The following is a 25,696-nucleotide window of genomic DNA, read 5'->3' as shown; positions in this document are numbered from 1 at the left end:
GCACTAGGCGCTAAGCTTTCGGATGAACAGGATTTTTTAGATTTTGCCACCACAATAATAGAGATCACAGATATTAGGTAACTACATTGCCATTCCCTAAAATAGCTGCTTTGTCCTGTAGCAATTTTTGGTGCGGTATCTCTAATTCACATAAAGGCTTAAACGGAAGAGAACCCATGTAACTTTTCTTGAGCACTCCCAGGGGCTTTATAGTCATTTTAAATTCAAACTGATGAGCTTTGGCCTGAAAAAAAGAAAAACTTTCCAAATCATATTCTTCACCAGCATTTTTTGCATATTCGCTTACTAACATATAGCAGCAGAAAAATACCCTCTGAGCATCGGCATTCGATATTTTACTTCCGAGAACTATTCCTTTAACATGCTTCGGTGAAACTTTGAGCGATCGAAGATCAGGCGGAAAATTCCTTTTCCCATATTTTGGCAATATTGCACGCACCTCTCTCTCATAACGCCAATCAGAATACTTCACCAAACCAACTAAGTGATCATCTTTCAAAGGAGCATCCCCCATTATTAATTCGGGAACATCATAGTGATATTCTGCTTCCGAATAGTGAAATTTATGTACTAGATAGTGAAATCCATTCACCTTAGGAGGGCTTTTTTTATAAGTAACAGGTTCTAATTCTAGATCTTTATCAGTCCATGCCCCAATCAAACTCACACCTTCTTCTTCGGAAGGTCGTGACCCATACAGTATCTCTAAGGATGAACTCACACTTAACTTATTGCCATCAACTTCATATACGATTGCGAAACCTTGATCAGCTGCTCCATAATGACCCCACATTGTTGGGTTCGTGACATCTGTTGAAAAAGCAGCAATATATCTGTCGACATCATTTATATCTGGAAGCTTTTCCTTTAGTACAGCAAACGAGAGCTCCTCCAAATATCTCAACTGATTTTCTGGATAGGAACCTGCCACATTCCCAAGCATAACCTTTATGAATAACCCTATTAGGTTATCTTCTGACAACTCACGAAGCCCTGCCGACTTCTTTACTTCCGCACCAATTTCATCATACAAATCAACAAACTGTTCAAACTTCTCTCTGTTTCCCCCAAACAACACATGCTCACCCGCGATTGCAATTTCAAACAAGATGAAATGCGCGAAACGCTGCCAAATTTCCAGAGAAGCCTTGTATATAAAATTCGGACGGCATTCATTTGAGTCGTTCAATTCCCCAACTGAAGCAAAATAAATTTCACCTCTCTTTAACGCGCTAAATGACAAATTTGATGGGCTTTGGTACTTAAAAAGAAACATGAGCTTTTTATCTAACTAGATACATTGCTAATACAGCACCACCTCTTTTCAATCCAGTAAAACAGCCGTAATACCTCGAAGTCTAAAATCCAGACACAACCCACCACTTGCCACCCATCATTTCCGCGCTAAGCTCTGGGCGTGCCTGCGAAGAAAACCACAGCAAAGAAGGCTGCCAAGAAGACGGCGAAGAAGGTAGCCAAGACTAAGTCCCGGAAGACCAATACGGAGGATGCGATCCGCATCTTTGGGGCGAAGCAGCACAACCTGAAGAATCTGGACCTGGACATCCCGGCGGGCAAGCTCACCGTCATCACGGGACCTTCCGGCTCCGGCAAATCCTCGCTGGCCTTTCACACGCTCTATGCCGAGGGGCAGCGCCGCTACGTGGAAACCTTTTCTCCCTATGTGCGGCAGTTCCTCGACCGCATGGACAAGCCAGTGGTAGACCGCATTGAGAACATCCCGCCGGCGATTGCGGTGGAGCAGAAGAACAACATCCGCACCACCCGCTCCACGGTGGGCACGCTCACCGAGCTGAACGACTACCTCAAGGTGATCTATCCGCTGCTGGCCAAGGCCTATGACCCGGAGACGGGCGACGAGATCAAGCCGGACACCCCGGCCACCATCTGCGACTGGGCCTTTGACAAGCACGAGGGAGAGAACCTGCTGGTCACCTTCCCGATCCCGATTCCCTCCGGCTCCACCCAGGCCGAAGTCTGCGACTTCCTGCACCAGCAGGCCTACCTGCGCGTCTGGCTGAAGGGCGAGGTGATCCGTACCGATGAACCGGTGGACCCGGACAAGAAATGGCCTGCCGCGATGGCCAATGTCATCCAGGACCGCATCAAGATCAGCAAGGCGAACCGCCTCCGTCTGCACGAGGCGCTGGAGGCCTCGCTATCCTTTGGCAAGGGCCACACCACGCTCATCCCGACCCAGACCAACAAGCCGAAGGAATTCTTCAACGGCTGGTCGAACCCGAAGACTGGCTTCACCCTGCAGCCGCCTACTTCCTCCCTCTTTTCCTTCAATTCACCACTGGGCGCCTGCCCGACCTGCCGTGGCTTTGGCCGCGTGATTGGCATCGATCTGAAAAAGGCAGTCCAAGACCCTACGCTTTCAATCAAGGAAGGGGTGATCAAGCCCTTCGAGGGTGAGCGCGGCGCCGAGTGCAAGGCGGACCTGATCCGCTGCGCGCGGGACAAGGGCATCTCCGCCGTGACCCCATGGCATTCCCTGACCAAGGACGAGCAGCAGTGGATCCTGCGCGGTGAGAAGGGTGACCCTGACGATCTCTGGCGCAACGGCCAATGGTACGGCGTGAAAGGCTTCTTCGACTGGATGGAGACCAAGGCCTACAAGATGCACGTGCGCGTCTTCCTCTCCCGCTACCGCGCCTACACCGAGTGCTCCGCCTGTGAGGGCACCCGCCTGAAGCCCGAGGCACTCTGCTTCAAGATCGATGGCAAGACCCTGCCGGATCTCTGGCACATCCCGCTGGATGAGCTGCTGCCGTGGTTCCAGAAGATCGCCAAGCAATCGCTGGAGGATGCCGACAGCTCTAACATCGAACGTTCGAATTCCCTCAAGCACGCGCTCAGCGAAATCATTTCCCGTCTTTCCTACCTGAATCAGGTGGGCCTTTCCTACCTCACGCTCGACCGTCCTGCCCGCACCCTCTCCGGTGGCGAGATCGAGCGCGTGAACCTCACCACCTGTCTCGGTGCCGCGCTGACGAACACGCTCTTTGTATTAGACGAGCCTACCGTGGGTCTGCATGCCAGGGACATCCACCGCCTGATCGGAGTGATGCATTCCCTGCGCGACAAGGGCAATACCGTTGTGGTGGTGGAGCACGAGGAAGCCGTGATGCGCCATGCGGACAACCTGATCGACATCGGCCCGCAGGCTGGTGAACACGGTGGCCAGATCACCTACCACGGCCCGGTTCCGAAAAATCTCAGCGCCCTGAGCAAGAAGAACCAGGAGTCCCCGACTCTACCTTACCTGACTGGTGACAAGTCGGCCTCCCGCCCGCGCATCCAGAAGAAATCCCGCGCCAAGCAGAAGGTGCTCAGCATCAAGGGAGCGACCAAGCACAACATTGAGATGCTGGATGTGGACATCCCGCTGGGCAAGTTCGTCTGCCTGACCGGCGTTTCCGGCTCCGGCAAGTCAACGCTGGCGAATGAAGTGATCTACCTCAACCTGCTAGACCGCTTCCATCTACCAAATGATGAGGATGCCGCCTTTGTAAAATCCCTCAAAGGCTACGAGGAACTGGCAGGCGTGGAGCGTGTGGACCAATCCCCGCTTACCCGCACGCCGCGCTCCACCCCTGCCGTCTACGCAGGCGCCTTCGATGCCATCCGCGAGCTTTTCACCCGCACCCCAGAAGCCCAGGACCGCAAGCTGAAGCCTGGCTACTTCTCCTTCAACTCCGGCGAAGGCCGCTGCCAGCGCTGCATGGGCAATGGATTTGAGAAGGTGGAGATGCAGTTCCTTTCCGATCTCTTTATCACCTGTCCGGAGTGCCAGGGCGACCGCTACAATGCCACCGCACTGGAGATCACTTATGAGGGCAAGAGCATTGCCGATATCCTCAAGCTCACCATCACCGAGTCCATCGAGTTCTTCGCCCTATCAGCAGACGACGCCAAAAAGGAAATTTCCCTGAAGAACAAGATCGCCAACGCGCTCAGCCCGCTGGTCGATGTAGGCCTGGGCTACCTGCGCCTCGGCCAGCCGCTCAATACCCTCTCCGGCGGTGAGTCCCAGCGCCTCAAGCTCTGCCAGCTTCTCTCCAGCACCAGCTCTGGCGATGGTCGCGGCAAGCTGCTCATTCTCGACGAGCCGACGACCGGCCTGCACTTCACCGACATTGAAAAGCTGCTCGATGTCTTCCAGTCGCTCACCGAGCAGGGCCACAGTCTGTTAGTGATCGAGCACAATCTGGATGTCATCCGCTCCGCCGACCATTTGGTCGAGCTCGGCCCCGGCGCCGGCACGCACGGCGGTCAGTGCGTCTTCACCGGCTCACCGCAAGAGATTCTCAAGACCAAGACGGAAACCGCCAAGGCCCTTCACCTGGACACCGAGCCAGAAACAGCCGTGCTCAAGGCTGCGGAAGACGAAGCCCTCTACCTAGTCGGCGAAGCCGCTGGTTCCATCAGTAATCAGAAATCCGTAATCAGTAATTCGATCCACATCAGCGGAGCGCGTGAACATAACCTGAAGAACTTCGATCTCTCCATCCCGCGCGATGAACTGGTGGTCGTTACCGGTCTATCAGGTTCCGGCAAATCCACGCTCGCCTTCGACATCATCTTTGCCGAGGGGCAGCGCCGCTTCCTCGATTCCATGTCTCCCTACGCCCGTCAGTTCGCGGGGCAGATGGAAAAGCCGGACATCGACAAGATCGAGGGACTGCCCCCGACCGTGGCGATCGAGCAACGAGTCTCCCGTGGTGGCGGCAAGTCCACTGTGGGCACTGTGACGGAGATCTATCACTTCCTGCGCCTGCTCTACGCCAAGCTCGGCGTGCAGCATTGCCCCGAATCCGGCGAGCCGGTTGTCTCCCAGACTCAGGATGCCATCCTGCAACAACTGAAGAAGGCTTTCTCTAACAAGAAGAAAAAACAATACCTCGTATCCCCGCTAATCCGTGGCCGTAAGGGTTACCATACGGATGTCGCCGCCGCAGCGGGCCGCAAGGGAATCGAACTCCTGCTGGTAGATGGCAAGCTGGTGGAGACGGAGGCCTTCCAGCCTCTCGCCCGCTTCAAGGAGCACGACATCTTCGCCGTCATCACGGACAAGGCACCGGATGCCGAGCAGCTCTCCTGGGCACTCGCTATGGGCAAAGGCCAGTGCGCACTGGCCGAGGTGAAGGGCAAGAGCTTTGAGTTTCAGACCTACTCCACCGCCAGAGTGAGCCCCGTCACGGGGATTTCCTTCCCAGAGCTGGACCCGCACCACTTCTCCTTCAACTCCCCACGTGGCTGGTGCTCGGAATGCCGAGGCTACGGCGTGATCGCAGAGAGTGCTGGCAAGAAAAAGCGCAAGTCCCGCCGCAAGGCCAATGAGTTCAACTCAGAAGCCGAGGCCGAGATCGCCGAAGAGCTGAAGCATTTCTCTGATGACGAGGACACCGTCCGCGTGACCTGCCCGAGCTGTCAGGGCGACCGCATCCAGCGCAATGCGCGCTTCGTGCTGATCCGCGACCACAACATCGCCCACATTACCGACATGTCCGTCACTGCCGCGGCTGACATGTTAGAAACCTGGAGCTTCGAGGGCAGGGACAAGATCATTGCCCGTGACATCCTGCCGGAGATCACCCAGCGCCTGCGCTTCCTGGAGAAGGTGGGTCTCAACTACCTTTCCCTCAACCGCTCCGCAGACACGCTCTCCGGCGGCGAGTCCCAGCGCATCCGTCTGGCCGCCCAGCTAGGCTCTAACCTGACTGGCGTACTCTACGTGCTGGACGAGCCGACCATCGGCCTGCATCCGCGTGACAACGTCCAGCTGCTGCAGACTCTAGAAGCCCTGCGTACGCGGGGGAACTCGCTCATCGTGGTCGAGCACGACGAGGAAACCATGCGCCGCGCCACCCAGCTGATCGACCTCGGCCCCGGAGCTGGGATTCGCGGCGGTGAAGTGATGTATGCTGGCGATCCGAAACCACTCTTCAGCAAACGCCCGACCAAGGCCGCCAAGAACTCCAGCACCGGCCATGCACTGGCCAATCCGCTGCAGCACCCGATCCACGGCGGGCGCCGCAAGATCCCCGCACTCAAGTCGAAGGACGAATGGCTGCTGCTACAGGGCTGCTGCTACAATAACCTCAAGGACATTGACGTGCGCATCCCGCTGGGTCGCCTCACGGTGATTTCCGGGGTATCCGGCTGCGGTAAGTCCTCGCTGATGCGCGGCACCATCCCGGCTGCCTACGAAGCCGGCCAGAAGAAGCGCGGCAAGAAGAAGGACACCGATCACCTTTTCAAATCCGCCACGAACTTCGACCAGCTCAAGTACTGCTACGAGGTGGACCAGACCCCGATCGGCAAGACCTCGCGTTCCTGCCCGGCCACCTACGTCAAGGTGCTGGACGAGATCCGCAAGCTCTACGCCCAGCTGCCGGAGTCCCGCATGCGCGGCTACACCGCCTCCCGTTTCTCCTTCAACAATGCCGAAGGCCAGTGCCCCGAGTGCAAGGGCAATGGACGCATCAAGCTGGAAATGGACTTCCTGCCCACCACCTGGGTGCCCTGCCACACCTGCCACGAGAAGCGCTACAACCCGGCTACGCTGGAGGTCTTCTACAACGGCAAGAACATCGGCGATGTACTGGACATGAATATCAACGATGCCGCTGAGTTCTTCTCCGCCCACACTAAGCTACATCGCACCCTTTCCCTGCTAGACCAGACCGGACTCGGCTACCTGAAGCTCGGCCAGGCCTCCCCCACCCTCTCTGGTGGCGAAGCGCAGCGCCTCAAGCTGGTGGCCGAACTCACCCGTGGCCGCGCCAGCGTCCGCAAGATGGGACCGACTAACAAGAACCTCTACTTGATCGAGGAACCCACCATCGGTCTGCACCAGGAAGACGTGAGAAAACTCATCGAGGTGCTGCACCGCCTCGTGGATGAGGGCCACACGGTCATCGTGATCGAGCATCACACCGCCATCATGGCCGAGGCCGATTACCTCATCGACATGGGCCCCGAAGCCGGCGACCAAGGCGGCACCATCGTCGCCCAAGGCCCGCCGGAAAAAGTCGCCAAAGCGAAGAACTCACGTACGGCTCCGTTTATTCAGGAGGAGCTGGGGTAATTCTCCCCTAGTCATAGTGAAAGCGGCATTGCATGATGATGAGCATGCCGTCTTCCGCTTTGTAGACCAGGCGGTGCTCCTGGGTGATCCGGCGCGACCACCAGCCACGCAGGTTACTCTTCAAGGGTTCTGGCTTACCGATACCTTCAAAGGGGTGGCGCATCGCGTCTTTGATGAGCTCGTTCACGCGCTTAAGCGTTTTTTTGTCCTGGGTCTGCCAGTAGAGGTAATCCTCCCAGCCTCCCTCAAGCCACATTAGTCGCATAGCTCGTGCTCTTGGATTTTAGACTCTTCGTAATCCGCGAGACCTTGCTGAATGCGCTTCGCATTGGCAGGAGTCGAGAGCAGGTGAAGTGTCTCCATCATGCTATCGTATTCTTCCTGCAGCATCACCACCACTGAGGCGTGACCATTGCGGGTGATGGCAATTACATCGCGATCCTGCTCGGCGTCCTTCATCAGACGCGCAAGACCATTTCTCGCTTCGGTGTAATTGACTGTTTTCATAGGACTAATCTACGTAGTGCCAGAATTCTGTCAATTTGTAATTCCATCAACTCAGAGAGCCAGCTTTCTGAGCATCCAACGATTTTTACGCATCACCAATCTAGCCAATGCTAGCTGACGCCTCATCCGTTCTTCCTTAGTCATTGCAGAATCATAATCGGCTATTCGACAAGTGGCCAAGAGTATTTCCCCGTTAACGCTTTTACGTGCCCAGTCATACTATGGTAAGAATCCTCATTCACTACCGTATTCTAAACACATCGTTTTATGAAATTTAGTAAATTGCTCAGACTCTCCGCGCTCTTGCTGGTCCCCATCGTTGCCAAGGCGGCGGACAAGCCGAACATCCTGCTTATCTATGCCGACGACCATGGCTACACAGATATCGCGAGCATGGGCTCAGACTTTTACGAGACGCCAAACCTCGACAAGCTGAAGTCCCAGAGCCTGAGCTTTACCAATGGCTATGCCAGCTGTGCGAACTGCGCGCCTTCCCGTGCTTCCCTGATGTCCGGCGTCTACAGCGCCCGCCACAAGGTCTACACCGTAGGCAGCTCAGCCCGCGGCAAGTCCTCCAAGCGCAAGCTGATCCCGATCAAGAACGTCGAAACGCTGGATCCCAAGTTCACCACCCTACCGGAAGCGCTGAAGGCTGCAGGCTACGCGACCTGCCATGCGGGCAAGTGGCACGTCTCCGGGGACCCCACCAAGTACGGCTTTGATAAAAACATCGGCGGCAACCACAGCGGCGGCCCACGTGGCGGATACTTCTCCCCCTACAACAACCCGCAACTGCCAGACGGCCCGAAGGGCGAGCACCTGCCTGATCGCCTCACCCGCGACCTGAACGGCTGGATCAACGAGCAGCACAAGGCGGACAAGCCATTCTTCGCTTACATGGCCTTCTACTCCGTCCATACCCCGATCCAGGCACGCGAGGATCTCACCGAGAAGTACCAGGCCAAGGAAAAAGGCAAGTACCACAATCATCCGAAGTACGCCGCCATGGTGGAAGCCATGGATCTGGCGATCGGCAACCTGCTCAACAACCTCGAGGAGCAAGGTCTAGCGGACAATACCATCGTGGTCTTCACCACGGACAACGGCCCTTACGGCCCGGTCTCCAACGCCAAGCCACTGCGCGGCAACAAGGGCATGTTCTACGAGGGCGGCATCCGCGTGCCCTACTTCATCAAGTGGCCCGGCAAGTCCAAGGCTGGCAGCAGCTCAGATACCCCGGTACACCAGACAGACCTGTTCCCGACACTGGCCACGGCTGGCGGCGCCGAGCTTCCGGAAACGCTGGACGGCGTAAACCTCAGTGGCCTGGTCCAGGGAGAGGAGCTGCCTGCACGCGCGCTCTTCTGGCACTTCCCCTGCTACCTCCAGTCCTACGGCAGCGATGCCATGAAGGATGCCCACACCGAGGGCTGGCGCGCCACCCCGTGCAGCGTGATCCGTGAGGGAGACTGGAAGCTGGTACAGTATTTCGAGGACAACTCCGTGGAGCTCTTCAACCTGAAGGAGGATGCTACCGAGTCCAAGGACCTCTCCAAGACCAACCCGCGCAAGGTCACCGAGCTGCTCGCCAAGCTGAAAGCCTGGCAGGAGGCATCCGGCGCAGACATTCCTACCGAAAAGAATCCTGAGTACGGCAAGCCAGAGGCCAAAAAGGAAAAGAGGAAGAACAAGGCATAGATCGTAAAGAGTTTGCCCTAGGCGAAATCCATAGTATGCCTAGGGCATGCCTTACCGCATCTGCAAAATGATCGAGGTGGAAAACGGCCACCTCCTCTCCAAGCACCCGGACAAGTGCCGCTTCCCGCACGGCCACACCCGCAAGGTGGAGCTCATCTTTGAAGCCGACTCACTCGACGACCGCGAGATGGTTTTCGACTTCAAGCTGGTGAAGCGCATGGTGGATGACTTCCTGGAGACCTACGATCACGCCCTTTGCATGAACACCTCGGACCCGAAGTTCGAGTTCTTCAAGGAAGCCTACGGCGACCGCATCATCGGCTTTGAAAACCTGGACCCCACCACCGAGGTGATGGCCAAAACGATTTTCGACCACACCAGCGGCCAGCTCCAGCACCACGTGGACAACCCGGATCCCGAGTACCCGGTCCGCGCCGAAGTGAAGCTCAAGACCGTCCGCGTCTGGGAGACTACTTCCTCCTGGGCGGAATACGGGCTCTAGTCCCCATTTCCCCTTGGAATAAACTTCTGACTTTTCAAGTGCGCCTCAGCCTTCCAGCTTAGGCGCATGTTTTTTCGTCGTTTCAGTCACCTGGCCCTGAGCTGCCTGGTTCTTGCAGGAGCCGCCCAGGCGAAGACCAGCTTCGAAGTCAGCTACGCGCTGCCTGAGAAGAAACCCAGCGAGACCCCGATCGTCTACATCGCACTGCGTGCAGATTCCAAGGAGCCCGTGAAGACCCTGTCCTCCTGGTACAGTCCTCCCTATCTGCTCTCTGCGGAAGATACAGACCGCGATGGCAAAGTCACCCTCACGCTGGATGAGAACAGCTACCTGGGGCTCGATGGCAAGCTCCCGAACAAGCCACTGAAGGCGCAGGCCATCGTCCGGCTGACTGAGAACTGGCCCGTACCCGGCGTAGGCTTTGACGATCTCCACAGTGCGACCATCGATGTGCGCTTCAGCGAGGAGGAAGACCACCACTACGAGCTGACTGCCAGCCGCAAGGCCAAGCCATTCAAGCCCGTCAATAAAGGCAGGCTACGCATCGCCTCCTTCCGCAGTGAGAAGCTCAGCCAGTTCCACGAGCGCCCTACGGACATGCTCTACACCCTGCTGCTGCCTGAAAACTGGGATCCGGAGAAACGCTATCCCGTGCTGGTCTACGTGCACGGCTATACCGGCACCTACCTGAACTACTGGGGCATTTTCTCCGACCTGGGGACTGAAAATCTCAAGGATGTGATCACCATCATCCCGGACCCGAACTGCCGCTGGGGTCATCATGTCTTTGCGGATTCCGAGGTCAACGGGCCTTGGGGCACAGCGCTTACGGAAGAGCTGATGCCCCACATCGACAAGACCTACGGCGGCGCTGGTCCAGAACACCGCTACGTCACAGGCGTCTCCTCCGGTGGCTGGTCCTCCATCTGGCTGCAGGTGAAGTACCCGGAGCACTTCGCTGGCTGCTGGGGCTTTGGCCCGGACCCGCTGGACTTCGCCCACTTCCAGGACAGTAATTTCTATGAAATCAAATCCTTCTACTACCAGGAGGATGGTAAGCCACGCCCACTCTCGCTGCCGATCATGAGAGGGAAAAGCCTCTACTACAAAGACATGGCCGCCTATGAGCGGGCCATTGGCCCGGGTGGCCAGCTGAAGTCCTTTGCGGCGGTCTTCTCCGAGCGCCTGGATGACGGCAGCCCGCGGCTCTTCTATGATGAGGAGACCGGAGAGATGGATCACGAAGCTCTCAAGCACTGGAAGCCCTACGAAATCTCCAGCCTGATCAAAACCCAATGGAAGAACAACAAGGAGCAGCTCAGCGGCAAGATCAACGTCCTCGTTCATGAACAAGACCTCTTCTTCCTCGATCATTCCGTGCGTGCCTTTGAGAAAACCTGCCAGCAGATCGGCTGCGATGCCAAGTTCACCTACATGGAAGGACAGGGCCACCACATCCCGGAAGGCCAGCTCGACCCGATGTTCAAGCTCATGAAAAAGCGGATCCAAGAAAGCCCGGCACTCGACCGGGCTGAGTAAGGGATTTGCTGAAGCTATAAAAAAGAATCCCGGCCAGCGTGCCGATAAAAGCACACTGACCGGGAACACCTCCAACAAAAATTGGAACGCTTTGAATCGCTTACTTACGGGTAAGCCAGATCTCTACGCGGCGGTTCTGCGCGCGGCCGCTTTCGCTGCCGTTGTCCGCTACAGGCATGGCTTCACCGAAGCCTTCTGCAGTGATGTTACGCACGCCTTTGGCTTCCAGTAGTGCCTTGACCTCTTCGGCTCTCTTTCTGGAGAGTCTGAGGTTGCTGGACTGGTTACCCACGCTGTCTGCGAAACCTACGAGCACGACACCAAACTTCTCGTGACCAGGGTTCGCCAGGTAGCTGGCAAGACGGTCGAGGTTGTTCAGGGAGTTGATGTCAGGCTCGTTGGAACCCTGCACGAAACGGATGTTCGCCTGGGTGTCTGAGCGGTCGGAATTAGCGATCAGCATCTTGTAGGCTTGAGGCACAGAGGCATCTGAGAGAAGTTGCTTCTTCAGCTGGTCCGCGTTGTTGCGGTCCACCTGGCTGGAAAGACCCTGGCCGACGAGACCAGACTTATCCACTACTTCCTGGCCATCGTTAGACATGGTGAACTTGACGAAGTCTCTGGAGAGGCTGCTCGCATTCACCGGAAGGTAGAAATAAAGCAGGCGCGCCAGCGGGTAGTCCTGAGTCTTTACGGTAAGGCGGGTCGGCTGGAACGGGCGGGCTTCCTTACCTGCCTGTACGGCGAGACCTTTGACTGTGGAGTCCACATAGGCTAGGCCAGTGAAACCGATGCCACCCTTGGTGGCGGCTACGTTGCGCACCAGCAAGGCGGAGTCCTCGAAGCGCTTCACGTTGTTCTCGCTCAGTTTGAATTTGAACGGCTTAAGCACGCGGGACTTAAAGGTATCCCAGGTACCGGACTGCTCGTCACGGGCGAAGATCTGGATGGGCAGGTCCTCACCGCCGAGCTGCTTCCAGTTAGAAATTTTACCGGAGAAAATCTCAGCGATCTGCTCTACAGTAAGAGCCTGGATCGGGTTACTGCGGTTCAGCACGACTGCCACCCCGTCAAGGGCGATCGGGAACTCGCTGGCCGCGGTGCGCATGTCACCCATGCCGGCATCCATCAGAGCCTTTTGCTCTTTGTCCTTCATCGGACGGGAAGCCATGCCAATATCACAGAATTTTCCGAGCAAGCCGACTCCCTTGTTAGAATCCGTCTCACCGAAAGCAGTGCTGGATCCGTGAGCCTTGATCTCCACCTGATAGATGGTGTTGTCACCTGGCTTGGAATAAGAAATCATCGCTTCCACACCATCGCGGTCTGTTGTGATGCCAGTGAAGCCTTTATCCTTGAGGAAGGCGCGCACCAAAGCTGGGGCCAGGCTGGCACCCACGGTATTGGAACCATGGACACGCAGGGTGGTCACCATCTTCTTGGCATTCACATCCACGCCCATACGCTGGGCGAACTCCTTGGCCACTTTGGCCACGGTGGATCCCTGGATGCTCGCAATAATCACAAACATGCGCTGGCGGTCCTTGTTCTCGGACTCAACGGCTTGTTTGGCGGCGGCCGGGGCATTGTCTGCAAGGCTCAGAGTGCCTGCTGCGGTTTCACTTACCTGCTTGGTATTCTTGAGGTAGTCGATCAGGGAGGTACGCTGTTCGCGCTGCTCCTGGAGTTTGGCGAACTCTTCTTTCATGCCAGTATCCTGGGCAAAGGCGCCGCAGATACTCATGAAGAAGAACGCCAGACCGATCAATGATCGGAAGCTTGTGTGCTTGGTCTTTCGTGTGTTCATCTTGTCATTTGGTTGAGTAAATCATTCTTCTTGCCGGTCTTCGGCAGCATGCCATTGAGATCCGGCTTTTCTTTGCCAGTATCCGCTCCGGACATTTGATCTAATAAACTGGCACTGGAGGCAGCAGGCTTTACTGGTTCAGCCTTGGCCATCAGGTCCAGTGGGTTCACCTTGGCTGGCTCCGGCTTGGGTGCCGGCTTGGGATCGATCACGGCCACTGGGGCAGGCTCAGGCTTCTTCTCCACCTCTGCCACAGGGGCTGCTACTGGCTCGGGCTTCACCTCTGGCTCAGCCTTGGTCACGGGTGGTGCAGGAACTTGCTCGCGGATCACGATAGTCTCCACCTGCTTGGGCTCATCTTTATCACCTAACAGCATGAAAGCACCCACGCCGAGCAGGAGGACAAAGACCGCAGCGATCGCGCCGATCATCAGCTTGGCTCCGTTTTGGTTGTCTTGCTGATTCTTGACTTCCATCAGCTTGCGCTGGGCTTCTTCAGCCACAGCCTTGACTGGCACTGTCCCCGTATTGGCAGGCATGGAGGTAGAGAGGATGCTGCGTAGATGGCCGAGCGGCACATCCATTAAGAGCGCGATGGCCTTCTCCACGGAAATGGCCGGAGCATCCTTTTTCTCAAAGCCCCACAGGATGAAGAGGCGCTTCTCCTCGCCTTGCTGATAGATGCGGTAGCGGTCCAGGCTACGGCGCGGACTTGGCACGTGGAAGTTCAGCAGGACAGGCTGTAGGTTTGCCGGGATCTTCTCCTCCTGCAAACGTCTGCGTAGCCTGAGCCAGCCCTCCATCAGGCGCATCATCTCTGCGCGCGGCACATCGACGATGTTTTTGACGGGCTCGGAACTCTCGACGAGATTACGGCCACTTTCGTTGTTAGACGCGTAGTAGAACTCACCAGTCTTCTCATCCTTCACGATCGCAGGAAACAAATCCCCGAAGGCGGCCACCAGCACCTCGTGCACACGAGGATCATGGTAATGAACTTTCAAATGAGGAGCAGCGAGTCCAGAGCACTGAACAGGAATCCAGGACTCCTGATCGATCATGATATCTTTTTTGTCTCTGTTCACGGTGCATCCTATAGGCACACCCCCTAACAGAAACGAATGATACTCGGTGACAAAACTGTATCAAAATCGCGCACGGCCTTAGCATTTTACGCACAAGTGCGGAACAACTCACTCAGCAGTATTCCTCAAGGCAGCAGTTGCTTGAGCTGAAGTAAGCGCCCCGCTAGGCCGCACCCATGCCGCCACTCCCTCAGGAACCCCTTGAGAGAGAAACAGGAAGGATTAACCGGGTAGTCCAACCATAGCTTCATAAAGGCGGCATCAGGGGATCTAGGCTTGATCTCAGCCTCATCTCTTGCTTCAAACACTACCGCAAATTGCACTTTCGAGCTTTCTTACACCTATGAAAATAAACGCTAGATCCTACTTAGGCATCCTCTTTGCGCTTTCTGCATTCGGACTCAACTCCTGCGGTGACGATGAAAAGGTCGTTCCCAATGTCGCTGTGCCAGACTGGTACAAGGAAGAAAGCGAAGATCTCACCGATGCGGAGCCGGATTCAACTGAGGATATCCAGAAGCCGATCAACATCGAACTCAAGGTGCTCTTCTCCCATAACCGTGTCACTCCACCTCACAAGAAATTCTCAAACCTGAATGCCAGCAGCATTCAGGACTGGGCCGTCTACACCGGCAGCCCGTCCTACGACAAAGTCGTGCGCAAAGACTTTGGCAAACTCCTCAAGACTCCACTCAAGATCGGCAGCTTTGAGGAGAGCAAGGACTTCCCCGGTGAAAAACACGCCTTCACTTCCAGGGAGCAAGAAGCACCCATCGTCCCCGCACTCTATGCCGACCTCAAAGACGGAATACAACAAGGAGAAGGATACACGGTAGGCGTGAAAGTCCCGCATACTTCAAGCGGCCAGTTTAGTATCACCACCTACTTCGCAGCCTTCAGAGTAGATGCCCAAGTCCGCATCCGTAAATCCGACGGCACAGTGCTGCAGGAATACGCCTTCCCCTGGGAGCATAGGGCCTACCATGCTCTGGAAGCCACGATCAGCGATGCCGCTCCTGACTCCCTCCTGTATGTGGATGTCTTGTTAGGCAACACGGAGAACATTCAAGGCACTCTGCCTGAGGTGGGCATCGGCCTGAATGGCATCAAAGTCGAGCGTCTCTAACCGATCCAGCGCAGCCGCTGGCAGCACATGACAAGGGTAGGAAAGGGACCACCCGAAACCCTGGACTCCGGCTTGATAGGGGGAGGGCAATTGTATGAAAGGATAAGGCTTAAATCCTTCACTCACATACACCCAACCCGATGACACTCAATCCATCATCTCGCCTCTCCCTCATCTACTCACTAGCCCTACTGTCCCTCAGCTCCTGCGGAGACGATGAAAAGGTAGTCCCTAATGTCCAAGTACCGGACTGGTATAAGGAAGAAGGCCATGAAGCAGTAGACGAGCCGGAAAAGGAGCTGAGTTCTGCAGAAAAAACGCCTCTTAGCATCTCTTTTAACATGCTTTACTCCAGACACCGAGCCTGGCCACCTGAGAAACAGCACAGCAATCTGGATGCCCCTGAGATCCATGACTGGGCCGTCTACACCGGCAGCCCGGTGTACAATCACACCATCCGCAAAGACTCAGGCAAATTGCTCAAGATACCTTTGAAGATAGGCAGCTTTGGGGACGGGATGAACTACCCTTGTACCGCGCACGCCTTCAACTCAAAATTTTACCAGTCCCCGCTGGTTCCGGCACTCTATGCCGATGTCAAAAACGGCCTCCAGCCTAATGAAGGCTACACCGTGGGCATTAAAGTCCCACAGGCCGCTCAGGCAGGCTTCAAGCTCACCACCTACTTTGTGGCCTTCCGCTCAGACGCCCTCATCCGAATCCGGAAAACCGATGGCACCGTGCTGCAGGAATTTGCCTGCCCATGGGAAGAAAGCGCCTATCATGCGCTCCAAGCCACCATCAAAGGAGCCCAGCCCGGCTCACTCCTCTACGTGGACGTACTCCTCTCTCAGGCGAAACCAGAAACCAAAGGCCTCCCTCAGATCGGCATCGGCCTGAATGGAATGAAGGTCGAAAGTCTCTGACTTCACAGCGGCACGGTTTCAGTCTATACTAACCGTGTTATGCACATACTTCTGACAGGAGCCTCCTCCGGCATTGGCCGTGCCGCCGCCGAATTACTGCACGAGAGGGAGCACATCATCTACGGTGTGAGCCGTCAGTTAGAGAATCTTCCCGATGGGATCCACCCCATTGAGGCGGACCTCAGCAAGCCGGAGGACATTGAAAACATCTTCAACTACCTGCCGAAGTTCAATGCTCTGATCAACTGCGCCGGCATGGCCTACCTGTCCCCCATCTCCAGCGGGAACCCTGAACAATGGAAGACCATGTGGCAGGTCAATGTGCATGCCCTCGCCCTGCTCTGCCAGCACTCGCTACCCAGACTAACAGACACTGGAATCATTCTCAATGTCTCCTCCATGTCCGGCTGGCGTGTGCCTCCGAGCGGTGGCTTCTACGCCCCCACCAAGTTTGCCGTGCGCGCCATCACCGAGGCACTGCGCTCCGAGCTTCGCGCCGAGGGCTCCCGCATCCGCGTAGGCAGCCTCTCCCCCGGCTTTGTAGACACCCCGTTGTTAGACAATTACTTCCACGGCCGCGAGCAGCAGCTGGCCACCCAGCGCGAGAGCAAGGTCATGCTCAGCGCCGAGGATGTCGCCCGCTCCATCGTGCACATTATCGAGGCTCCAGAGCACGTGGAGATCGGCGATATCCAGATGCGCTCCACCGGGCAGAAAGCCTAGAAGCGTGGATAAAAATAGAGCCTATCGGGCTAATACTTTCCCCTAGAGAGTCATACAGAGAGTAACTCACACTCTCTCCTGCTATGACTCCGCAAAGCTCACACACCAAACTATCCGCGAACAAAGTTTCCCTCATCATCCTGGCCAGCTCGGTCGCCCTGACCCTCGTCATTGGTCTGGTCATCGCCAGTGGCAAAGACGAAGACAGCAGCCCGGTCAGCATTCCACCTGAAAGGCTGGAAGCTGCAGATTCACCAGCCGCCTCAAAGCCCACCTCCAGGCAGACCCCACCAGCCTTTGCCAGCGTCTTCCTGCTCTACGAAAAGATCCGCCAGGCCAAACTTGACCCCGAATTCAAGGACCTCAGTCTGGCACGAGACTGGGCCATCTACACCGGCACCTCACTCAGCCTCGACAGCAGCCGCAAGTCCGGCGGCCAGATCCTTGGCAAGCTCCAACCTGTCGGTGACATCGGCGAGCTCCAGTTCTTCGAGCTGCCCAACTACACGTTCAGGACTCCAAAAGGTGAGAAAATCCCCGGTATGTATGCTGACCAGAAACTAGGGCTCAATGTAGGACAGGGCTGGCGCATCCCGCTTACCACACCGGAGAATCTCCATAGCGATCTCATCATCACCATCCACTACAGCGCCTACCGCACCAATCTCACCCTCAAGGTGCGCAATGCGGATGGCACCATGATCACTGCCAGCCCCCTACCCTACACCCAGAAAGCCATCTGCGGCATCCGCACCACCCTGCAGAACCTCCAGCCAGATACCCCCTACTACCTGGAACTCGTCGTCGACTCCTACTACACCGACAACAAAAGCACCCGCGCCAACGCCCCCCACGGCCTCGGCATCAATGCGGTTGTCGTGGAGTGATTCGATCACCATATAATTTCTTAGTCACCCTCTAACTGCTTGAACACACCCGCACAAAACACCTCCCACAATTCGCACATAGCTTGCGCCTCGTAGAGAGAGCTACACTCCTCGATTCCCCCCTCCACCCAAGCTCTCGCGAAACCCTTCTCTTCTACCTGTTGCCAATAGTCCCGGGTCCTCTCCCAAGTCTTCAATCGCTCCTCCAGCGCCACCCGTACCATCACACGGTCAGCGCGGGGGATCTCTATAACGCAATGGCTGTTAGCCTCACTTCCTCCCTCTTTCATTCCCCCCAGCATAGCACCCTACAGGAATTCCAGCCACGGACTATAAGTAGCATTTTCGCACTTAGAGTTTCACATTCGAGCATAAGTTTGAGCATAGTGTAATGCATGAGCAAACGCTGGACTCGCGAGCACCTGCTGCTGGCGCTTAATCTTTACCACCAGACTCCATTTGGAAGGCAGCACCAAGGCTATCCGCCTATAATCGAGCTTGCTGATAAACTAGAGAGAACTCCGGGTTCCGTAGCGATGAAGCTTAACAACTTTACTTCACTGGACCCGGCAGAAACCAGTCGCGGCATTAAAGGGCTGCAAGGCTCAAGCCGCCTTGATCGTGTGATATGGGAGGAATTCTACGGTCATCTGGATGAACTAGCAGAACAGAGTGAACTCCTGATCGATTCATTTGGCACAAAGCCCATGGACTCCACAGCGATCTCTCCCCCTGCTGGCGAGTCCGAGACAACTGCTCTCGTTAAGGTGCGCAGACACCAGCAATTCTTCAGGAAAGCAGTTCTGGGTTCCTACGAGCAGAAGTGCTGTATCTCCGGAATTCCTGTTCTGGAACTACTCCGCGCCAGTCATATCATCCCATGGAGTGATCATGCCGAGCACCGTACAGATCCAGCTAACGGTTTATGTTTGGCAGCGACTTACGATGCAGCTTTTGACAAAGGCCTCATTGCTCTCTCAGGCGATTTTACGATTCTCGTCAGCGACAGATTGAAGCAGTTTAAGAATAATCAGGAGATAGAAACCCATTTCCTCTCCAGAGAACATACACCGATTACTCTCCCGGCTAAGAACCTCCCTAATCCTGAGTTTCTTGAGTGGCATCGTACTCACCGTTTCCTCGGATAAGCGAAGCAACAACTACATACTCTTCCAGACTCACTGCACTCTCGAAGTCTCTTTCCCCTTCCAGAAACTCATTTAGTCGAAACATCAGGTGACTCACGATCTCTTCCTGAGCCTCCCGTTCCGTAGCAAAAAGTATTGGCCCATGATCTCCCAATACTGATGGCACGACACCACCTAACAATGAATCTATAACAATCATATAGCCTTTTTCTTCTTCCTGCATCATAAGCAAGCCTCCACTTTACCGCATTAGCCATCCTTTAATCAACGGACTATGAGTATCATCGCCTCTAGCAGCTTCACCTCTGAAATCATCCAGACACTGCTTCATCAGTTGCTTGGATATTGGCACCTCATTGGAATTGTTTTTATCATAATATTGCTCAAAGGCATTTTCAGCAGTCCGAGTGTCAAAGGGTGGTGGGGTGAGTTGCAAGTCACTAGCTTTGGCCTGAAGCGACTTGATCCCGCCATTTACAAAGTCTTCAACGATATCTACCTACCCAGACCAGATGGAAAGGGAACCACTCAAATAGACCATCTGGTGATTTCTCGATTCGGTCTTTTTGTAATAGAGACGAAAAATTACGGCGGCTGGATCTTTGGCAGCGAGAATCAAAGACAATGGACTCAACAAATCTACAAAAGAAACACCGCTTCCAAAACCCACTTCAACAAAACCAGCTTCACATTAACGCTCTCTCAAAGTTTCTAGGAATTGATAAATCCCTCTGTCACAACATGGTGTTTTTTATTGGTGATTGCACCTTAAAGACAGAGCTTCCGCCCAATGTACTCACCGATGGTTTACTTCGATATATTCGAAATAAATCAGAAACCCTCATTGAGGAAATTAATCTAACAAGCATTACATCTCAACTGGTCGCACACCTGTCCTCCATCGATAAAAAAGCTGTAGCCAGAGAGCATGTCAGGCAACTCAAAGCAAGAAAATCACCCTAATCGAAATCCTCCGCCACCCTTCCGAGTTGGTCGGTTTCATCCTCGAGGTGGTACTCGAAGGGTTTGCGCTCGATGAGGTAGGGTAGTCGGCGTTCGAGGGAATAGAGGCGGTCTTTGGTGGAGAGTTCGCAGGCCCAGATGGTGATGACGTTCCAGCCGAGGGATTCGAGTTTTCCATTGTTTGATTGATCGCGCTGCTGGTTCTTGCGGATCTTGGTTAGCCAGAACTCGGTGCGGGTTTTGGGGATGGAGAAATCCTTGCAGCCTTCATGACCGTGCCAGAAGCAGCCGTTGACGAAGATCACGGTGGCCCATTTGGGAAGGACGATATCCGGTCTTCCCGGCAAGGTCTGGTTACGTGGTCCACTGACGGTGAAGCGGTAGCCATGCGCATGCAGCAGCGAACGGACAGCCAGTTCAGGCTTGGTGTCCTTGCCCTTGATCCGGCTCATCACCCAGCTGCGTTTCTCCTCGCTCCAGATATCCGCCATACTAACAGTATAAAAGAACTACTGGCATTTGTCTAAGGGCATCCCCATCTAACCTCCCCCCACACAATTATGACTGCTTTTTTCTGTAAGAATCTGTAGGATACGACGTGTGTATAGGACTGGTCTTTCCGTTATGGGGGAGGCTGGCACTCGAACCACTTACACATTACTCACGATGATAGCATTCAAGCACTCACTGATTGCTTTGGCGGCGCTGGCGGCACCTTTGTTGCAGGCGGAGCCGGAGCTCATCCCGCGGCCTAGCGAGGTCAGCTGGCAGAAAGACACGACCAATCTGGCAGCCTTTTCAACGATCGAGGCTGCGGCGGAGCTCAGTTTCGAAAAAGACTATCTGGCGAAGACACTGCAGTCCTGGATGCAGCGCTCCAGCACGCAGGCTCCTGCGGGAGCGGCTAAGACGATCATGCTGCGCACCGGCAAGCTGGATTCCGACTACCTTCTCGAGGTAAAGCCGGAGGCCATTACCATCACAGGCAAGGACGCTGCGGGAGTGTTTTACGGCATCCAAACCTTGCTCCAGCTGGTCACGCTGGAGAAGGACAAGGCGGATTTCCAGATCCCGCTGGGCACGGTCAAGGACAGCGCCCGCTACGGCTGGCGCGGGCTGATGCTGGATTCCTCCCGCCACTTCCAGACGGTGGAGGAGGTGAAACACTTTCTCGATATGATGGCCTACTACAAGTACAACGTCTTCCATTGGCACCTGACCGATGACCAGGGCTGGCGCATCGAGATCAAGTCCCGGCCGAAGCTCACCAGCATCGGCGCCTGGCGCGTGCCGCGTGAGGGCATCTGGTGGACACGCCCCGGACCGATGAAGAACGAGAAGGCCACTGACGGAGGCTTCTACACCCAGGAGCAGATCAAGGAGATCGTGAAGTACGCGGCGGAGCGCCACATCGAGGTGATTCCTGAGATCGACGTCCCCGGCCACGCGCTTTCCATCCTGGCTGCTTATCCTGAGCTCTCCACCACGGGCGGCCCCTTCCAGGTGAACCCGGGTTCCAAGTTCTACAACATCATCGAGAACACACTCGATCCCTCCAACCCGGAGACCTACAAGTTCCTCGACGACGTGTTCCGCGAGACCTGCCAGCTCTTCCCTTCCCAGTACGTCCACATCGGTGGTGATGAGGCGACCAAGAAATACTGGAATGCCGATCCCGACTGCCAGGCTTTCATGAAGGAAAAGGGCCTGAAGGATGCCCACGAGCTGCAGTCCTACTTCATCAAGCGAGTGGAAGCCATGCTTGCGAAGCACAACAAGAAGATCATCGGCTGGGACGAGATCCTGGAAGGAGGTCTGGCTGAGTCCGCCACAGTGATGAGCTGGCGCGGTGTGGGTGGAGCTAACAAGGCGGCCAAGATGGGACGCCAGGTGGTGATCGCCGCGAACTCGGCCTATTACTTCGACCTCTATCAGGGCCACCAGTCCTACGAGCCAGCCACCTATAGCAAGCTGCGCCTGAAGAAGTCTTATCACTTCGACTACCAGCTGCCAAAGGGCGTGGATGAGAAGCTGCTACTCGGCCTGCACGGTGCGCTCTGGACAGAAGAGATTCCTAACATGCGCCACTGCGAGTACATGCTCTGGCCGCGTGGCTTCGCGCTGGCGGATGCCGCCTGGAGTACCCAGACGAAGAAGGACTGGCCGGAGTTCGTGGAGCGCGTGGAGGCTCACTTCAAGCGTCTCGATTTCCTGGACATCAACTACGCCACTTCCATCTATGACCCGATCATCCAGATGAAGAAGATCAACAAGCGTGAGGTCATCACCCTCAGCACCGAGGTCGACGGTCTGGACATCCACTACACCTTCGATGAAGGCGAGGTGGACCACCACTACCCGGTCTACAAGGAGCCACTCGTAGTCCCCTATGGTGCCACCACCATCCGCATGCGCACCTACCGCGATGGCAAGCCCGTCGGCAAGCTGCGCACGGCGATCATCAAGGACATCAATGCCGCGAAGAAGCTCCTCTTCCCGACACCGATCGAGAACTAGTCTTCGACGGTCTTTAAGAAATGATTCACCCAGGAGCAGCCAGCCGGCTGCTCTTTTTTTTTAGTCTTCGCCTAGTAGGGCAACCAGCTTCTTGGCGATGGCGGGCTCGGCCACCAGGTCGGCGAGGGTGTACTTGTCCAGCACCTCAAAGAAGGCGCGGCGCGCCTCCGCCAGCACTCCCTTGAGCTTGCAGGCTGGCAGGATCTTGCACTGGCCGCCGATGCCTCCGGTGCAGTTCACCAGCGCGGGGTCTGGCTCCATGATCTGGATGATGCGGGACAGCCCGATCTCCTCCGGCGCCATAGCCAGCTTCACGCCCCCATCCCGGCCGCGCTTGGCCTCCAGGATGCCTTCCTTGATCAAAGTTTTGCAGATCTTCGAGAGGTGGTGATGAGACAGTCCGTAGGCCTCGGCCACTTCGGCCACGGTCACCAGCCTGTTTCCATGCACGCTGGCATAGATCAGGAATCGGAAACTGAAATCAGTGGCGGAGTTTAGCTTCATAATTGTGGTATTTAAAATGCCACTTTTATCCATTGACGTAAACAGGTATTTTTTTTACCCCTTTTACTGTAATGACAGCTCTATCCAAAGAAACGATTGAAACGGTGAAGGCGACCATCCCCTTCCTGGCCGAGAACGCCACCAAACTGACCGCCCATTTCTACCAGCGGATGTTCCGCGAGAACCCGGAGGTAAGGGCTTATTTCAATGCCGCCCACCAGGTCTCCGGCAGCCAGCAGGGAGCGCTCGCAGCCTCGGTCTGTGCCTTTGCCAGAAACATCGAGACTCCAGAAAACCTGGCTACAGCGGTGTCCCTGATCGCGAACAAGCACGCCTCGCTGGGAGTGCAGCCAGAGCATTACCCGATTGTGGGCAAGCACCTGCTGGCCTCGATCGATGAGTTGCTCAACCCGGCACCGCCGGAAATTCTCCAAGCCTGGGGAGAAGCCTATGGCTTCCTGGCCGAAGTACTGATCCAGCAGGAAAAAGGCATCTACGCCGAGCAGAGCTGGAACGGCTTCCGCAAGTTCACCCTTTTCCGCAAGGAGGAAGAATCCGCCGTGGTCAGCTCCTTCTACCTGAAGCCGAGCGACGGCGGCACCGTCCCCGCCTACCTGCCGGGCCAGTACATCACCGTGCGTATCCCGACAGCCGATGGCTCCACCACGATGCGCAACTACTCCCTTTCCTGCCACGGTTGCCAGCACGGTCTGCGCATCAGCGTGAAGCAAGAGAAGGCCGCCCACGCCGACCAGCCGGACGGCTATGTGTCCAACTACCTGCACGAGCATCTTGCACTGGGTGACGAAGTGGAAGTGGCTCCACCATGCGGAGATTTCGTCTTTGATGCCGATGCTGCGGAGAAATCCGGGGCGCCCGTACTCCTGCTCTCCGGCGGCATCGGTATCACGCCGCTGCTCTCCATGCTGCACGCTAGCAAAGGGAAGAGCTTCCCGGTCAGCTTCGTCCACGGCGCGATCGATTCCAAACACCACGCCTTTGCCGGGGAAGTTAGCAAGCTGGCACAGGAGCATGAGAACATCAGCGCCCACTTCCGCTACAGCGCCCCGCTGGATGGAGACAGTCCAGATAGCCAGGGACTCTTCGATCGCGAGTTCCTCGGCCAGTACCTCAGCCCGGAAACCGAGGTCTACTTCTGCGGACCCAAGCCGATGATGGCCCATGTGCTCAGTGTGTTAGATTCCATCGGCCATCCGGCAGACAAGGTGCACTATGAGTTCTTCGGCCCGGCGGAGGAGCTCAGCAAGTGCCCGATGCACGCGATCTAAGCAGCTTTTGTGTCGTACCCTCTAACGGAAAAGGGCGGTCCTTCGGGGCCGCCCTTTTCTAGGCTTGGATGAGCTTGGCCAGGCACCTGTCAACTAGGTCATTGGGAGATTAGAAATCTATCTGGACAAGAAAACAGTCCAGAAAGAATTTTGCACTCCCCATTGTAGCCCAGCCGACACACCCGCTAAAGATGGGGATGTAGCATTCAGACTACTGAATAACCTCACACTAAACTATAACACAATGACATCCCTCAACAAACTCACTACTACACTCCCCATGCTGGTGCTCGCAACCAGCCTCTCAGCCCACTCCGCAGTCTCTGTCCAGTCTGGCTTCTGGACCGACGGGACCACTTGGGACACAGGTAATCCCCCGGCAGGCGGCACGGACTATTTCATCGCAGATGGTCACGTGGTGGAATCCCCGAACGCAACAGGTGACTACAACTTCGGCGGAGACAACCTGACAGTCCAGAGCGGAGGTACACTGCGCTTTGAGAATAACCATGCCTCAGGCCTGCAGACCAACAACTACACCTTCAACAGCCTGACTCTCCTCGACGGAGCAACCATGGAAGCTGGCCAAGAAGGCGGAGGTGCCTTTGGTGCCAGTAATTACCGCATCAATACCACTGTTGAAGTCAATGGCTCCGTCGACGTAACCCTCTCAGGAGGATTTTACTTCAGCTACATGACTCTGGCCAACGGCGTCTCAGGCGATGGAACGATCAATTTTAGCCGTGTCGCGGGTTTTTATGGGGAGCAATCTGGATTCGAACTGAGACTGGATGCTACCAGTACTTACTCAGGTGTCTGGAATCTCTCCGGCCTCAACCAGCCCTTCACCACCAAGGTCAATGCAGCGGGTGCATTCGGTACCGGCACCATCAATATCTTCGACAACATGATCGTGGATAACCTTTTCAGTGGTGGACTGGATAGCTTGGCTGGAATCGCCATCAATGGAACCGGTGAACTCCAGTTGACCAATGCCCTCAACGATTTGAACTCCGGCATCACCATGACTGCAGGCGCCACACTGGATCTAACGGACCAGAGCAGCACAGTCGCAAGCCTCATCATTGACGGCAACAACGTCGCCGCAGGAACTTACAATAAAGATCAACTAGCAGCCCTAGGCTATGGTGGTCTCTTTGACGGCTCCACTGGCACGATCACGGTATCCGCTGTCCCAGAGCCATCATCCACTGCACTGATCGGGCTAGCTGGTCTGGCGCTCATCCTGCGCAGAAGAAGGTTCTAGTGCTCCATCATTCCAAGTGTTGGTTAATAATGAAGAGGCGGCCCAATGGCCGTCTCTTTGATTATCTATG

General features: G+C 55.8%; 21 protein-coding genes. 13 read left to right on the top strand and 8 right to left on the bottom strand.

Going from position 1 to position 25,696, the window contains the following annotated elements; genetic code table 11:
* Window positions 1-73: 73 nt before the first annotated feature.
* On the bottom strand, window positions 74-1,297 hold the full coding sequence (locus BUB27_RS02855; RefSeq protein WP_143158033.1) for a DUF2971 domain-containing protein: 1,224 nt from the start codon (window positions 1,295-1,297) through the stop codon (window positions 74-76).
* Window positions 1,298-1,534: 237 nt separating this feature from the next.
* On the opposite strand from BUB27_RS02855, the gene uvrA reads away from it, so the two are divergent.
* Window positions 1,535-7,138, top strand: a complete 5,604-nt coding sequence (gene uvrA, locus BUB27_RS02850) for an excinuclease ABC subunit UvrA (protein WP_425500464.1) — start codon at window positions 1,535-1,537, stop codon at window positions 7,136-7,138.
* Between the two features lie 7 nt (window positions 7,139-7,145).
* Here the strand turns inward: uvrA and BUB27_RS02845 are convergent, their stop codons facing one another.
* Both BUB27_RS02845 and BUB27_RS02840 read right to left on the bottom strand, forming a co-directional pair.
* Window positions 7,146-7,403, bottom strand: a complete 258-nt coding sequence (locus BUB27_RS02845; RefSeq protein WP_143158031.1) for a Txe/YoeB family addiction module toxin — start codon at window positions 7,401-7,403, stop codon at window positions 7,146-7,148.
* Entirely contained in the window at window positions 7,394-7,645 is a 252-nt protein-coding gene (locus tag BUB27_RS02840; RefSeq protein ID WP_143158030.1) for a type II toxin-antitoxin system Phd/YefM family antitoxin, read from the bottom strand. Before BUB27_RS02840 ends, BUB27_RS02845 begins: the two co-directional genes overlap by 10 nt.
* Window positions 7,646-7,912: 267 nt before the next feature.
* On the opposite strand from BUB27_RS02840, the gene BUB27_RS02835 reads away from it, so the two are divergent.
* From BUB27_RS02835 to BUB27_RS02825, 3 genes are all read left to right on the top strand, one after another.
* Window positions 7,913-9,343, top strand: coding sequence for a sulfatase (locus BUB27_RS02835; RefSeq protein ID WP_143158029.1), 1,431 nt, complete (start codon window positions 7,913-7,915; stop codon window positions 9,341-9,343).
* Window positions 9,344-9,389: 46 nt separating this feature from the next.
* Window positions 9,390-9,845: a 6-pyruvoyl trahydropterin synthase family protein gene (locus BUB27_RS02830; RefSeq protein ID WP_234991654.1), complete on the top strand. Its 456-nt coding sequence runs from the start codon at window positions 9,390-9,392 to the stop codon at window positions 9,843-9,845.
* A gap of 66 nt (window positions 9,846-9,911) precedes the next feature.
* The gene (locus tag BUB27_RS02825) at window positions 9,912-11,384 is read left to right on the top strand and encodes an alpha/beta hydrolase (RefSeq protein WP_143158028.1); all 1,473 of its coding nucleotides are present in this window, start codon (window positions 9,912-9,914) and stop codon (window positions 11,382-11,384) included.
* 100 nt (window positions 11,385-11,484) lie between these two features.
* Here the strand turns inward: BUB27_RS02825 and BUB27_RS02820 are convergent, their stop codons facing one another.
* Together BUB27_RS02820 and BUB27_RS02815 are read right to left on the bottom strand one after the other, a co-directional pair.
* Complete coding sequence (locus BUB27_RS02820; protein WP_143158027.1) at window positions 11,485-13,191, bottom strand: substrate-binding domain-containing protein; 1,707 nt, start codon at window positions 13,189-13,191, stop codon at window positions 11,485-11,487.
* Window positions 13,188-14,276: a hypothetical protein gene (locus tag BUB27_RS02815; RefSeq protein ID WP_143158026.1), complete on the bottom strand. Its 1,089-nt coding sequence runs from the start codon at window positions 14,274-14,276 to the stop codon at window positions 13,188-13,190. The genes BUB27_RS02820 and BUB27_RS02815 overlap by 4 nt, the downstream gene beginning before the upstream one ends.
* A gap of 343 nt (window positions 14,277-14,619) precedes the next feature.
* Between BUB27_RS02815 and BUB27_RS02810 the strand changes: the two genes are divergently transcribed.
* The 5 genes from BUB27_RS02810 to BUB27_RS02790 all read left to right on the top strand — a co-directional run bounded on the left by BUB27_RS02810 (window position 14,620) and on the right by BUB27_RS02790 (window position 19,086).
* Window positions 14,620-15,402: a hypothetical protein gene (locus tag BUB27_RS02810; protein WP_143158025.1), complete on the top strand. Its 783-nt coding sequence runs from the start codon at window positions 14,620-14,622 to the stop codon at window positions 15,400-15,402.
* A gap of 140 nt (window positions 15,403-15,542) precedes the next feature.
* Window positions 15,543-16,328, top strand: coding sequence for a hypothetical protein (locus BUB27_RS02805; protein WP_143158024.1), 786 nt, complete (start codon window positions 15,543-15,545; stop codon window positions 16,326-16,328).
* Window positions 16,329-16,367: 39 nt separating this feature from the next.
* A complete protein-coding gene (locus tag BUB27_RS02800) occupies window positions 16,368-17,051 on the top strand; it encodes an SDR family oxidoreductase (RefSeq protein WP_143158023.1) in 684 nt (227 codons plus the stop codon).
* An 83-nt stretch (window positions 17,052-17,134) separates the two neighbouring features.
* Window positions 17,135-17,938: a flagellar basal body-associated FliL family protein gene (locus tag BUB27_RS02795; RefSeq protein ID WP_143158022.1), complete on the top strand. Its 804-nt coding sequence runs from the start codon at window positions 17,135-17,137 to the stop codon at window positions 17,936-17,938.
* A gap of 395 nt (window positions 17,939-18,333) precedes the next feature.
* Window positions 18,334-19,086 (top strand): HNH endonuclease, encoded by a 753-nt coding sequence (locus BUB27_RS02790; protein WP_143158021.1) that lies wholly within the window; start codon window positions 18,334-18,336, stop codon window positions 19,084-19,086.
* Here the strand turns inward: BUB27_RS02790 and BUB27_RS02785 are convergent.
* The gene (locus tag BUB27_RS02785) at window positions 19,037-19,312 is read right to left on the bottom strand and encodes a hypothetical protein (RefSeq protein WP_143158020.1); all 276 of its coding nucleotides are present in this window, start codon (window positions 19,310-19,312) and stop codon (window positions 19,037-19,039) included. The genes BUB27_RS02790 and BUB27_RS02785 overlap by 50 nt on opposite strands.
* Before the next feature lie 48 nt (window positions 19,313-19,360).
* Here BUB27_RS02785 and BUB27_RS02780 point away from each other — a divergent pair, with 48 nt between their 5' ends.
* Window positions 19,361-19,801, top strand: a complete 441-nt coding sequence (locus BUB27_RS02780; protein ID WP_143158019.1) for a nuclease-related domain-containing protein — start codon at window positions 19,361-19,363, stop codon at window positions 19,799-19,801.
* A gap of 244 nt (window positions 19,802-20,045) precedes the next feature.
* Here the strand turns inward: BUB27_RS02780 and BUB27_RS02775 are convergent, their stop codons facing one another.
* On the bottom strand, window positions 20,046-20,540 hold the full coding sequence (locus BUB27_RS02775; protein WP_143158018.1) for a very short patch repair endonuclease: 495 nt from the start codon (window positions 20,538-20,540) through the stop codon (window positions 20,046-20,048).
* A 175-nt stretch (window positions 20,541-20,715) separates the two neighbouring features.
* On the opposite strand from BUB27_RS02775, the gene BUB27_RS02770 reads away from it, so the two are divergent.
* Window positions 20,716-22,566, top strand: a complete 1,851-nt coding sequence (locus tag BUB27_RS02770) for a beta-N-acetylhexosaminidase (protein WP_159434764.1) — start codon at window positions 20,716-20,718, stop codon at window positions 22,564-22,566.
* A gap of 60 nt (window positions 22,567-22,626) precedes the next feature.
* Here the strand turns inward: BUB27_RS02770 and BUB27_RS02765 are convergent, their stop codons facing one another.
* Window positions 22,627-23,070, bottom strand: coding sequence for an RrF2 family transcriptional regulator (locus BUB27_RS02765; protein WP_143158016.1), 444 nt, complete (start codon window positions 23,068-23,070; stop codon window positions 22,627-22,629).
* A gap of 71 nt (window positions 23,071-23,141) precedes the next feature.
* Between BUB27_RS02765 and hmpA the strand changes: the two genes are divergently transcribed.
* Together hmpA and BUB27_RS02755 are read left to right on the top strand one after the other, a co-directional pair.
* Window positions 23,142-24,359 (top strand): NO-inducible flavohemoprotein, encoded by a 1,218-nt coding sequence (gene hmpA / locus BUB27_RS02760; RefSeq protein ID WP_143158015.1) that lies wholly within the window; start codon window positions 23,142-23,144, stop codon window positions 24,357-24,359.
* A gap of 244 nt (window positions 24,360-24,603) precedes the next feature.
* The gene (locus tag BUB27_RS02755) at window positions 24,604-25,626 is read left to right on the top strand and encodes a PEP-CTERM sorting domain-containing protein (RefSeq protein ID WP_143158014.1); all 1,023 of its coding nucleotides are present in this window, start codon (window positions 24,604-24,606) and stop codon (window positions 25,624-25,626) included.
* Window positions 25,627-25,696 lie beyond the last annotated feature (70 nt).

This window comes from Rubritalea squalenifaciens DSM 18772, from assembly GCF_900141815.1.
GTDB lineage: Bacteria > Verrucomicrobiota > Verrucomicrobiia > Verrucomicrobiales > Akkermansiaceae > Rubritalea > Rubritalea squalenifaciens.
The sequence above is the reverse complement of the archived record's forward strand: the minus strand, read 5'-3'. Positions and strand labels throughout refer to the sequence as shown.

Coding starts and splice junctions, on each gene's coding strand:
- BUB27_RS02855 (WP_143158033.1), bottom strand. CDS start 1,297: ATGTTTCTTTTTAAGTACCAAAGCCCATCAAATTTGTCATTTAGCGCG.
- BUB27_RS02845 (WP_143158031.1), bottom strand. CDS start 7,403: ATGCGACTAATGTGGCTTGAGGGAGGCTGGGAGGATTACCTCTACTGG.
- BUB27_RS02840 (WP_143158030.1), bottom strand. CDS start 7,645: ATGAAAACAGTCAATTACACCGAAGCGAGAAATGGTCTTGCGCGTCTG.
- BUB27_RS02835 (WP_143158029.1), top strand. CDS start 7,913: ATGAAATTTAGTAAATTGCTCAGACTCTCCGCGCTCTTGCTGGTCCCC.
- BUB27_RS02830 (WP_234991654.1), top strand. CDS start 9,390: ATGCCTTACCGCATCTGCAAAATGATCGAGGTGGAAAACGGCCACCTC.
- BUB27_RS02825 (WP_143158028.1), top strand. CDS start 9,912: ATGTTTTTTCGTCGTTTCAGTCACCTGGCCCTGAGCTGCCTGGTTCTT.
- BUB27_RS02820 (WP_143158027.1), bottom strand. CDS start 13,191: ATGAACACACGAAAGACCAAGCACACAAGCTTCCGATCATTGATCGGT.
- BUB27_RS02810 (WP_143158025.1), top strand. CDS start 14,620: ATGAAAATAAACGCTAGATCCTACTTAGGCATCCTCTTTGCGCTTTCT.
- BUB27_RS02805 (WP_143158024.1), top strand. CDS start 15,543: ATGACACTCAATCCATCATCTCGCCTCTCCCTCATCTACTCACTAGCC.
- BUB27_RS02800 (WP_143158023.1), top strand. CDS start 16,368: ATGCACATACTTCTGACAGGAGCCTCCTCCGGCATTGGCCGTGCCGCC.
- BUB27_RS02795 (WP_143158022.1), top strand. CDS start 17,135: ATGACTCCGCAAAGCTCACACACCAAACTATCCGCGAACAAAGTTTCC.
- BUB27_RS02790 (WP_143158021.1), top strand. CDS start 18,334: ATGAGCAAACGCTGGACTCGCGAGCACCTGCTGCTGGCGCTTAATCTT.
- BUB27_RS02785 (WP_143158020.1), bottom strand. CDS start 19,312: ATGATGCAGGAAGAAGAAAAAGGCTATATGATTGTTATAGATTCATTG.
- BUB27_RS02780 (WP_143158019.1), top strand. CDS start 19,361: ATGAGTATCATCGCCTCTAGCAGCTTCACCTCTGAAATCATCCAGACA.
- BUB27_RS02775 (WP_143158018.1), bottom strand. CDS start 20,540: ATGGCGGATATCTGGAGCGAGGAGAAACGCAGCTGGGTGATGAGCCGG.
- BUB27_RS02770 (WP_159434764.1), top strand. CDS start 20,716: ATGATAGCATTCAAGCACTCACTGATTGCTTTGGCGGCGCTGGCGGCA.
- BUB27_RS02765 (WP_143158016.1), bottom strand. CDS start 23,070: ATGAAGCTAAACTCCGCCACTGATTTCAGTTTCCGATTCCTGATCTAT.
- hmpA (WP_143158015.1), top strand. CDS start 23,142: ATGACAGCTCTATCCAAAGAAACGATTGAAACGGTGAAGGCGACCATC.
- BUB27_RS02755 (WP_143158014.1), top strand. CDS start 24,604: ATGACATCCCTCAACAAACTCACTACTACACTCCCCATGCTGGTGCTC.